Genomic DNA, 9,282 nt, shown 5'->3' with positions numbered 1-9,282 from the left:
CACCTGCCACGGCGTCCCCGGGTGGGGCGTGGCGCCCGGCGGGGTGTGGCCGATGACCGGGCCGAACCCCCCGGCCGGGGTGGCGGGTGCCGCGCGGAGCCGATCGTCCGGCGGCGGGGCGCGGTGAGCGGCGCGCGCCGTGATCTCCTGTGCCACGGCGTCCGGCAGCCAGGCCGTGTCCCGGCGCAGCTCCGCGCCCGGTGACAGGCCCCGGCAGGCTTCGATCAGCGCGGCCGGGGCGGTCCGCGCGGCGGGGTCCTTGGCCAGGCATCCGGCGACCAGCCCCCACAGCCCGGCCGGCAGGCGGCTGAGGTCGGGCTCGTCGTGCACCACCCGGTAGAGCATCGCCTGCGGGTCGCCCTCGCCGAAGGCACCTCGTCCGGTGGCGGCGTAGTGCGCCAGCAGTCCGAGCGCGAAGACATCGGCCTGCGGGCCCACACTTCCGGTCATGACCTGCTCGGGGGCCATGTAGGCGGGAGTGCCGATGCGGCTTCCCGCGTCGGTCAGGGACGTCGCGTCCGTGNGCGGCTTCCCGCGTCGGTCAGGGACGTCGCGTCCGTGGCCCGGGCGATGCCGAAGTCGATGACCCGCGGTCCGTCGGCGGTCAGCAGCACATTGGACGGCTTGAGGTCGCGGTGCACCACCCCGGCCGCATGGATGGACTGCAGCGCCTCGGCGACCCCGGCGACCAGCAGCAGCACGGTGTGCTCCGGCAGCGGGCCGTGGACGGCGACGGCCTCGCTCAGCGCGGGACCGGCCACATAGGCGGTGGCGAGCCAGGGCACCGGGCCCTCGGTGTCCGCGTCCAGCACCGGCACGGTGTACAGGCCCTGCACCCGGCGGGCGGCCCGTACCTCCTGCTCGAAACGGCGGCGGAAGTCGGCGGCCTCGGCCAGCTCGGGCCGGACCACCTTCAGCGCCACCGGCTGGCCGCCCGGTGTGTGGGCGAGGTAGACGGTTCCCATGCCGCCGGTGCCCAGCCGGGCCGCGGGCCGGAACCTCCCCACCTGGGCAGGGTCCTCCGGGCGCAGCGGATGCATGCCCGCCACCGCCCGGTGGCCGCCGTGATGCTGTGCCGCGCCCCCGTGATTCGCGGTCATCGATCCCCCATGTGTATCACTGAACGCCGGAGCACACAGTACTTGTTGATGCCGGGGCGAACCGCCGCGAACCCGGAACGGCGGGGCGGGGCGGTCCGGAGCGGGCCGGCACCTGGTGCGGAACGGGCCGGGAGGAGAGCGGGGTGAGAGCCGGAGGAAGGCGCCGGAGAGCGCGGCAGAGCGCCCGTGGGACGTGAGGGCGTGGGGGGTCGGGTGCGGAGCGGCTCGGGCCGCGCCGCCGCAGGCCGGCCGCGTGCCGCTGCCGGGGCGGCGCTGCTTCGGGGGGAATCCGCATCGCCGGTCAGGATCTCACCGATCGCCTCTCCGCCGCTGTTGTTCCGGTTCCCAGCCGCCCGGCCCCGCCGCGGAATGCCATGCCGCTCCCCGCCCTCGCAGTGGTTCCCGGGTCACAGTCAGTCCAGGCCGGGCCAGGCGATGAAGTGGGTGGCGAGGTCCCGGTCGCCGGCGATGCCGAGGGCGGTGAGGGGGATGCGGCGGTGCAGGACGAGCAGGAGGCGGTCGGCCGGTCCCCGGAGGGTGGCCGCTGCGCCGGCTCCGTCCCCGCCGCCGTCCCCGCCGCCGTCCCCGTCGACGGCCGGGGCCGGGGGCGAGGAGAGGGGCAGGGAGACGGTCCAGGCGGGGCCCTCGTCGCAGGCGAGGGTGACGGCGGCCGGGGGCTGCGGCCAGCGGCCGGCGGTGCCCAGGGAGACGGTGAGGAATTCGGGGATGCCGTCCAGGGCGACGGCCGTGGGGACGGGCCGCGGGCGGCCGGCGGCCTCCTGGGCGTCGTAGGTGTGCACGGCCGCCTCCTGGAGCTGGTGGCGGGCCACCGCGCCCACGGTCTGCGGTGCGCCGGAGGAGCCCCACCAGGTCCAGCAGCCGCGGTCCGGGTCGGCGGACCGGAGCGCGGAGAGCAGCAGCGCGGTGGAGTCGGCCGACCAGGTGAGCAGGTCGCCGTGGGGCCTGAGATCGCCGAGCTGCTCCTCGGTGGGCGGTGTGCCGGACGGGCCGGCGGCGACCACCGCCGCCCAGGAGCGGTGCACATCACCGAGATGGGCCACCAGGTCGCGCAGCGACCAGTCCGGGCAGCCCGGCACCCGGGCGGCCTGATCGGGTGCGGCGGCCACGGCCTCCCGGAAGGCGGCCGAGCGTTCCTCGATCCGGGAGAGGAGCTCGGCGTAGGGGAGGGAGGAAGTGTGCGGGGAGGAAGCCGAGAGGGCGCTGTCGGTCATGGGTGCTGTCGTAGCACGGGCCACTGACAAAGCAGGCCGGAAGCGGGGGTCGGGGGCAGGCCGGAAGCGGGGGCCGGGGGCGGCGGGCGGCCCCGCGGCTCCGGCATGCGAGGGCCGGACGGCAGGCATAGCGTGGTGGGGACGTCCGTCCGCCGGGCACGGAGGGAGCCCCCATGACTGAACAGCCCGCCGAGGAGAATCTGCCCACACCGGACCGTCTGCTGCACAGCGGTGGCGACCGTCCGATCGACCCGGAGGACCTGGTGCGGCTCTCCGGCCGGGAACCCACCCCCGAGCGCGTGGCACGCGCCCGCAAGGTGCTGGAGGAGGAGGGTTCCGCGGCCGTCGAACGCCTTCTGCCCTGACCGGCGTCCGCCCCGGCCACCGCCCGGGGCGGACGCCGGTCAGGGGCAGGTGTAGGTGAAGGAGACGGACGCCGTGTGGGTGCTCGGCTCGGTGATCCGGAGCTGAGCGGTGGCCGTCACGGTGCCCTCGCCCTGGAACGTCCACAGCAGGTGCAGCAGCACCTCCGTCTGGCCCCGGGTGACCCGCTCCTTGAGCACCCCCGAGGAGGTGCCGTCGCTGCGCGACCACTGGTAGGTGAGGGTGCCGGGGCGGCCGTTGGTGCGGACGACCCCGACGACGTCCGCGGTGGAGTCGCAGGCGGACGTGGCGTCGGTGCGGGCGGAGACGGCGGTGATCTCCAGCCCCGGCCCGGTGCGGTCCCACAGCAGGAACGCGGCCACCGCGATCAGCACCACCACGGCCAGGCCGTAGCGGCGCAGCCAGCGGAGGCGGCCCGCCGGGCGGGTGCCGCCCGGCGGGGTCTCGCCGCGCCAGATCCCGGCGGCGGTGCCGTGGGACGGGTCCTCCGCCGCGCCGGGCGGCCCCGGGCCGAAGCGCAGGACCTCCTCCCCGTGGCCGCCGGGCACGTCCGGATCGCGCAGGGTGCGCGCGGTCCCGTCCGGATCGGGGGTGCGGCCGGGCGCCAGCGCGGTGGGCTGCTGGTCCGCGGGCTCCCCGGGCAGCGCAAGGGGCAGCGGGGCGGTGCCCCCGCCGGTCCCGCCGACCCCGTCGGCCGCTCCGTCCCAGGAGCCGTCCAGCTCGGTCGCGCTGTAGCCGTCCTCACCGCCCCTGCCGCTGCCGCCGGGCAGGCGGACCGTCGCCTCGTCGGTGTTCTGCTCCGGCTCCGGCCCGCGCCAGAGCGCGCCGGTCCGGGGGTCCTGGGGCGGCTGTGTCATCCGAGGCACCCCGCGTCGATGGAGACCTCGTTGCCCTTCCCGGGCGTGGGCGAGACCGGCGTGACCACGAGCCGGTACCAGATCCGGCAGGTGTAGAGGGTCACGTTGTCCAGCTGGAGCGGCCAGGTGTAGGCCTTGGACCCTTCGAAGGTCTGCGTCCTGGCCTCGCCGACCGGCTTGCCGGTCTCATTCGGCCCGGTTGCCTCGTACCACTGGGCCGAGAGGGTCACCGGGCCGTCGCCGCTGGGGTAGATCTGTGCGTCCGCGTGGGCGGCGTAGCAGCCCCGGCCACAGCTCACGATCGAGGCGTCGGTGAATCTGACGGCGTTGACGCCGGTCGGCGGGGGCGGTTCCTCGGTGCCGCCGTTGGTGGTCTCGCCAGTGGTCTCACCAGTGGTCTCGCCGGTGGTGCCGCCGTCCGTCGTGGACCCGGAGCCGGCCGGGCCGGAGCCGGCCGGGCCGGAGCTGGTCGAGCCGGAGGAAGTGGTGCCGCCGGAGGTGGTCCCGTCCGTGGTGGTTCCGCCGTCCGTGGCCGTGCCGCCCGAGGCCGTGGCGGAGCCCCCGGCCGAACCGCCGGTGGCGCCGGTGGCGCCGCCGCCGGTGGCGGTGGCCCCGTCGTCCGGTTCCTCCTCCGGTCCGGCGGGCTCCTCGGTCTCCCCGCCGGATTCCTCGTCGGTGGGCCCGGTCTCCTCCGGGGAGACGCCGTCCTCCGGGTCCTCCGGGTCATCCGGCTCCGGGTCGCCGATGTCCAGCGGGGTGCCGTCGGTGTCCTCCGGGCTCGGCATGGTGGTGGCCTCGGCCCGGGCCTCGCCCTCGCCCGCCGCCCACACCCCGGGCAGCACGGTGCCGGCGATGATCAGCGCGCCCGCCAGCAGCGCCCCGCCGGAGACCAGCCAGTTCCCGATGTCCCGGCCCGGCGGGGTGGCCTTCCGGGCGGGCGATCCGCGGCCCGGCAGCATGGTGACGGCCAGGTCGGTGCTGCCCGCGGGCGGGCCGTCCGGCCACGGGAAGAACAGCGGCAGCAGGGCGGCGAGCGCCGCCAGCCGCCGCTGCCCGCGCTCCTCCCACCGCGGCCCGTAGGTCTGCCCGGCCACCCGCTCCAGCTCCTCGACGAACGCCAGCGCGTCCGAGGGCCGCAGGGCCGGGTCCTTGGCCATGCCGCGCGCCACCAGCTCCCGCACCGCCTCGGGCACGTCCTGAAGCGGGATCGGCTCGGTGGTGTGCGCCACCGCCAGCTCCGCGAGACTTGCCCCCCGGTACGGCCGCCGCCCGGTGAGGCACTCGAAGAAGGTGACCGTGGCGGCATAGACGTCGGTGGCGGCGCCGGCCGGGGCACCCTGCCACTGCTCGGGCGCCATGTACGGCGGGGTGCCGCTGATCCCGGAGACCTCGCCGCCGCTGCGCGTGGCGATGCCGAAGTCCACCAGCTTGGAGCTGCCGTCCTGTCCGACCAGCACGTTCTCGGGCTTGTAGTCGCGGTGCACCACGCCGGAGGCGTGGGCCGCGGCCAGCCCGAGCAGCGAGCCCTTGAGCACCACCAGCGCCGCTTCCGGGCCGGTGGGCCCTTCCTGGGTGAGCAGGGCACGCAGCGGAACGCCGTTCACCAGCTCCATCACGATGGCGGCGCCGCGCGGCCCCTCCACGTACTCGTACAGCCCGGCCACGTGCGGGGAGCGCAGGCTGCCGAGGAGTTCGGCCTCGGTGCGGAAGGCCCGGCGGAAGCCGTCGTCCGAACGGAGCTCCTCGCCCAGGTACTTGATGGCGACGGAGCGGCCGGTCCCGTCGTGCACCGCGACGACCACGCGGCCGCCGGCCCCGGCGCCGAGTTCCCGGATGCCGGCGTAGCCGGGCACCGTCCAGTCGCCGTCACCGGCGGGCCGGCCTCCGCTCCCGGGCGGCCCGCCCGGGGCAGCCGAGCCAAATATGTCTGACATGAGTGGTTCCCCCCAGTGTCACCTCGTCCCGTTCCTCCGCCCGGGGTTGCGAAAACCCCGGACGTGCGCCCCCTCGGGCAGAAATGATGCCAGTCCTGCCGCCGGTTGCCATGGCCGGTCCGGTAACAACCGGGTCCCGTCCGGGTGTCGGCGCGCTGTCCCGGTGCGCTACGCGTGGTCCACCAGCTGGGGCTGGCCCATCATCCGCGCGCAGTGCGCGCAGCAGAAGAACTGGCCCTCCTCGGTCTCCAGGCCGTGGCCCAGGATGCGGCAGTTGCAGTGCTCACAGATGGGGGCCATCCGCTGGGCGGCGCACTCGATGCTGTCGAAGGTGTGCACCGCGCCCGCCGCGTGAACCTCGAAGGACATCCGGTAGTCGTTGCCGCAGACCTCGCACTGGGCCATGGCTGGTTCCCTCCTCGCTGCCGGGGCGGCTGCTCGCCGGTGGCTGGTTGCCGGTCAGCCGCAAGGATCCCCGGACGCGGGCGTGCCGCCGCACGGGGCGCGCGGCCGCCGCCCCGTCCGGCGCAGCACCCTCACCCGTGCGGGGCATGTCCGGCCGGCGCACCTCCCGGCCGTCAGGGCGCGGAGCGGAGCGGGGCGGGGAGGGGTGGAATGCCGGAGGCCGCCCGGCTGGTTGCACAGGCGGGGCCGGCGGACCGGCCGCGGCCGGAGGAGAGGAGCAGGACGGATGGACGGCACGGGCGGCGGAGCGGCGGCGGCGATACGGGCCCGGCCCGCCGGGAGTGCACCGGCCGTGCTGTCGGTGCTGGACCTGGCCACCGTGGGCACCGGCCACACCGCCCGGGAGGCGCTGGCCGCCTCGGTGCGGCTGGCCCGCCGGGCCGAGGAACTCGGCTACCACCGGCTCTGGGTGGCCGAGCACCACTCCCTCCCCGGGGTGGCCAGCTCCTCGCCCGCCGTGCTGCTGTCCCATCTGGCCGCGCACACCTCCCGCATCCGGCTCGGCTCGGGCGGGGTGATGCTGCCCAACCATGCCCCGCTGGTGATCGCCGAGCAGTTCGGCACCCTGGAGGCGCTGGCGCCGGGCCGGATCGACCTGGGGCTGGGGCGGGCGCCCGGCTCGGACGGGGCCACGGCCGCCGCGCTGCGCCGCACCGACCGGCTGCGGGAAGGGGCCGAGGACTTCCCGCAGCAGCTCACCGAGCTCCTGGGCTTCCTGGACGGGGATTTCCCGCCCACCCACCGCTACCGCCGGGTCCACGCGGTGCCGGGGCCGGTGCAGGGCGCCACCGCCCGCCCGCCCGTGTGGCTGCTGGGCTCCTCCGGCTTCAGCGCCGAGCTGGCCGGCCGGCTCGGGCTGCCGTTCGCGTTCGCACACCACTTCGCGGCCGCGGCCACACTGCCTGCGCTGGAGCTGTACCGGGGCAGTTTCCGGCCCTCGGCGGTGCTGGACGAGCCGTATGCGCTGATCGGGGTGCAGGCCCTGGCGGCCGGGGACGAACGCACCGCCCACCGCCAGGTGCTGACCGGGGCGGTGGCCATGATGCGGCTGCGGCGCGGCGCCCCCGGGCCGATCCCGACCCCGGAGGAGGCCGAGGGGTATCCGTTCAGCCCGGTGGAGAAGGAGATCGTGGACGGCTGGCTGGCCCATGTGGTCCACGGCACCCCGGACGCGGTGCGGGACGGTCTGGACGGGCTGGCCGCGCGCACCGGCGTGCAGGAGCTGATGATCACCACCAACGCGCACGGTCCGGACGCCCGGCTGCGCAGCTACGAACTGATCGCCGGGGCCTACGGGCTGCCCGGCGGCGCCGGCTGAGCCCGGCCCCGGGCGCGCCGCGAGGACACGCGGGGCCGGCCGGGAAGCGCTCGGCTGCGGAGCGGACGGAACGGACGTAGCGTGGCAGAGGGGCCCGGGGGAGGGGCCGGGGTGGCAAGCCGTCGACGGGCGAGGAGGGATAACACCGTGTCAAGCTTCATGGACCGGGCCAGGACTCAGGCGCAGCGCGGACTCCGGCAGGGCCGGGAGAAGATCGAGGAGGTCCAGACCCAGCGGACCGGCAACGATCTGCTGCGCCGGCTGGGCGCGGCCTACTACCGCAAGGAGCGCGGCAGCGGCACCGAGCAGGAGGTGCGGTCCGCGCTCACCGCACTGGAGGCGCACATCACGCAGCACGGTGACGCGTTCCTGAAGTGATCCGGCCGGTCTGCGGGCGCCGGCCCCCGGCCTCCGGGGCCCGGCCGTGGGCAGGCGTCCGCCCGGGCGTCCCGGTGTCGTGGCGGCGGCCCGGCCACCCCCCGGTCTGACCGCCGCCACGACGGCCGAGGCCGCCGCCCCGGGCTCAGGGCCCGTACACGGCGGTGACCGGGGCGTGGTCGGACCACCGCTCCTCATGGGTGGCGGCCCGCTCCACGCGGGCCTTGACGCAGCGCCCGGCCAGTCCGGGGGTGGCGACGTGGTAGTCGATCCGCCATCCGGCGTCGTTGTCGAAGGCCCGCCCCCGGTAGGACCACCAGGAGTACGGGCCGCTGACGTCCGGATGCAGGGCACGCACCACGTCGGTGTAGCCGCCCTCCTCGCCGAGGACCCGCGACAGCCAGGCGCGTTCCTCGGGAAGGAAGCCGGAGTTCTTCTGGTTGGCCCGCCAGTTCTTCAGATCGGCGCTGCGGTGGGCGATGTTCCAGTCGCCGCACACCAGCACCTCCCGGCCCTCGTCCGCGGCGCGCTTGCGCAGCCCGGCCAGGTAGGGCAGGAAGGCCGCCATGAAGCGTTCCTTCTCGGCCTGGCGCTCCGTTCCCGCCTCTCCGGAGGGCAGGTAGAGGCTGGCCACGGTCAGGCCGGGCAGGTCGGCCTCCAGATAGCGGCCGGAGGTGTCGAACTCCGGTTCGCCGAATCCGATGCGCAGCCGTTCCGGCTCGGTGCGGGTGAGAATCGCCACCCCTGACCTGCCCTTGGCGGCGGCCGGGGCCCAGTAGGCGTGCCAGCCCGCCGGCCGGCGGAGTTCGTCGTCGAGCTGGCCGGGCTCGGCGCGGACCTCCTGGAGGCACACCACATCGGCCTCGGTCCCCGCCAGCCAGGCCCGGAAGCCCTTCCTGGCGGCGGCCCGCAGGCCGTTCACATTCACAGTCGTGACGGTGTACACAGCGTTCTCCGGGGGTCGGTGTCGCGCGGCAGCATACGCGAACGGAATAGTCCACGGCACCGGTTCGGTCACCCGTACGATGTCCGGCATGGAGTTCGTGACCGTGCCCTTCGACCACCCCGACGCGTCGAAGCTCAACGACCTGGTGCAGCAGGAGTACCACGAGCGCTACGGCGACGGGGGCGACCGCACGGTGCTGGACCCGGGGATGTTCGCCCCGCCGAACGGGCTGTTCCTGGTGGTGTACGACGGCCTGGGCCGCCCGGTGGGCAGCGGCGGCTGGCGCGCCCAGGACTGCGAGGAGGAGGGCTACTCGCCGGGCGATGCCGAGCTGAAGCGGATGTTCGTGGTGCGCGAGGCGCGCCGCCGGGGGCTGTCCCGGCTGATCCTGGCCCGGCTGGAGGAGGACGCGCGGGCCGCGGGCCGCCGCCGCATGGTGCTGGAGACCGGTGACCAGCAGCCGGAGGCGATCGCGCTCTACCGGTCCAGCGGCTATCTGCCCGCGCCGCGCAAGTTCGGCTACTACCGCTGCCACGAGAGCAGCATCTGCTTCGCCAAGCAGCTGTGAGAAGGCCGCCGCCGTCCGGGAGCGGACGGCGGCGGCCCGGCGGCCCGGCGGCGCGTTACGCCGGGGTGCCGGTGGGCTGCGGCTGCCGGCCGCCGCCGGC

The 9,282-nt window shown here is 75.8% G+C and carries 10 protein-coding genes and 1 pseudogene; 4 read left to right on the top strand and 7 right to left on the bottom strand.

Annotated features, from left to right (window positions below; translation table 11 throughout):
- From GQS09_RS31070 to GQS09_RS24160, 3 genes and pseudogenes are all read right to left on the bottom strand, one after another.
- Window positions 1-468 (bottom strand): annotated as a pseudogene (locus GQS09_RS31070) (serine/threonine protein kinase); the annotation flags it as partial.
- A gap of 35 nt (window positions 469-503) precedes the next feature.
- The gene (locus GQS09_RS31065) at window positions 504-1,100 is read right to left on the bottom strand and encodes a serine/threonine-protein kinase (protein WP_399552591.1); all 597 of its coding nucleotides are present in this window, start codon (window positions 1,098-1,100) and stop codon (window positions 504-506) included.
- A gap of 413 nt (window positions 1,101-1,513) precedes the next feature.
- Window positions 1,514-2,332 carry a maleylpyruvate isomerase family mycothiol-dependent enzyme gene (locus GQS09_RS24160; protein WP_165989692.1) on the bottom strand — a complete coding sequence of 273 codons (819 nt, stop codon included), beginning with the start codon at window positions 2,330-2,332 and terminating at the stop codon, window positions 1,514-1,516.
- A gap of 173 nt (window positions 2,333-2,505) precedes the next feature.
- On the opposite strand from GQS09_RS24160, the gene GQS09_RS24155 reads away from it, so the two are divergent.
- Entirely contained in the window at window positions 2,506-2,697 is a 192-nt protein-coding gene (locus tag GQS09_RS24155; RefSeq protein WP_165989690.1) for a hypothetical protein, read from the top strand.
- A 39-nt stretch (window positions 2,698-2,736) separates the two neighbouring features.
- Here GQS09_RS24155 and GQS09_RS24150 read toward each other — a convergent pair whose 3' ends face one another.
- The 3 genes from GQS09_RS24150 to GQS09_RS24140 form a co-directional block, all read right to left on the bottom strand.
- Entirely contained in the window at window positions 2,737-3,573 is an 837-nt protein-coding gene (locus GQS09_RS24150; protein WP_243761736.1) for a hypothetical protein, read from the bottom strand.
- Window positions 3,570-5,507: a serine/threonine-protein kinase gene (locus GQS09_RS24145; protein ID WP_165989688.1), complete on the bottom strand. Its 1,938-nt coding sequence runs from the start codon at window positions 5,505-5,507 to the stop codon at window positions 3,570-3,572. The genes GQS09_RS24150 and GQS09_RS24145 overlap by 4 nt, the downstream gene beginning before the upstream one ends.
- 168 nt (window positions 5,508-5,675) lie before the next feature.
- A complete protein-coding gene (locus GQS09_RS24140; protein WP_165989686.1) occupies window positions 5,676-5,912 on the bottom strand; it encodes a hypothetical protein in 237 nt (78 codons plus the stop codon).
- Between the two features lie 286 nt (window positions 5,913-6,198).
- Between GQS09_RS24140 and GQS09_RS24135 the strand changes: the two genes are divergently transcribed.
- Together GQS09_RS24135 and GQS09_RS24130 are read left to right on the top strand one after the other, a co-directional pair.
- Entirely contained in the window at window positions 6,199-7,290 is a 1,092-nt protein-coding gene (locus GQS09_RS24135) for an LLM class flavin-dependent oxidoreductase (protein WP_165989684.1), read from the top strand.
- A gap of 147 nt (window positions 7,291-7,437) precedes the next feature.
- A complete protein-coding gene (locus GQS09_RS24130; RefSeq protein WP_165989682.1) occupies window positions 7,438-7,668 on the top strand; it encodes a hypothetical protein in 231 nt (76 codons plus the stop codon).
- Between the two features lie 145 nt (window positions 7,669-7,813).
- On the opposite strand, the gene GQS09_RS24125 is transcribed toward GQS09_RS24130, so the two are convergent.
- Entirely contained in the window at window positions 7,814-8,614 is an 801-nt protein-coding gene (locus tag GQS09_RS24125; protein ID WP_313896313.1) for an exodeoxyribonuclease III, read from the bottom strand.
- An 88-nt stretch (window positions 8,615-8,702) separates the two neighbouring features.
- On the opposite strand from GQS09_RS24125, the gene GQS09_RS24120 reads away from it, so the two are divergent.
- Window positions 8,703-9,182 carry a GNAT family N-acetyltransferase gene (locus tag GQS09_RS24120; protein ID WP_165989679.1) on the top strand — a complete coding sequence of 160 codons (480 nt, stop codon included), beginning with the start codon at window positions 8,703-8,705 and terminating at the stop codon, window positions 9,180-9,182.
- The last annotated feature ends 100 nt before the right edge of the window (window positions 9,183-9,282 follow it).

Source organism: Streptomyces sp. YIM 98790 (genome assembly GCF_011421595.1).
Lineage (GTDB): Bacteria > Actinomycetota > Actinomycetes > Streptomycetales > Streptomycetaceae > Streptomyces.
The sequence above is the reverse complement of the archived record's forward strand: the minus strand, read 5'-3'. Positions and strand labels throughout refer to the sequence as shown.

Coding starts and splice junctions, on each gene's coding strand:
- GQS09_RS24160 (WP_165989692.1), bottom strand. CDS start 2,332: ATGACCGACAGCGCCCTCTCGGCTTCCTCCCCGCACACTTCCTCCCTC.
- GQS09_RS24155 (WP_165989690.1), top strand. CDS start 2,506: ATGACTGAACAGCCCGCCGAGGAGAATCTGCCCACACCGGACCGTCTG.
- GQS09_RS24150 (WP_243761736.1), bottom strand. CDS start 3,573: ATGACACAGCCGCCCCAGGACCCCCGGACCGGCGCGCTCTGGCGCGGG.
- GQS09_RS24145 (WP_165989688.1), bottom strand. CDS start 5,507: ATGTCAGACATATTTGGCTCGGCTGCCCCGGGCGGGCCGCCCGGGAGC.
- GQS09_RS24140 (WP_165989686.1), bottom strand. CDS start 5,912: ATGGCCCAGTGCGAGGTCTGCGGCAACGACTACCGGATGTCCTTCGAG.
- GQS09_RS24135 (WP_165989684.1), top strand. CDS start 6,199: ATGGACGGCACGGGCGGCGGAGCGGCGGCGGCGATACGGGCCCGGCCC.
- GQS09_RS24120 (WP_165989679.1), top strand. CDS start 8,703: ATGGAGTTCGTGACCGTGCCCTTCGACCACCCCGACGCGTCGAAGCTC.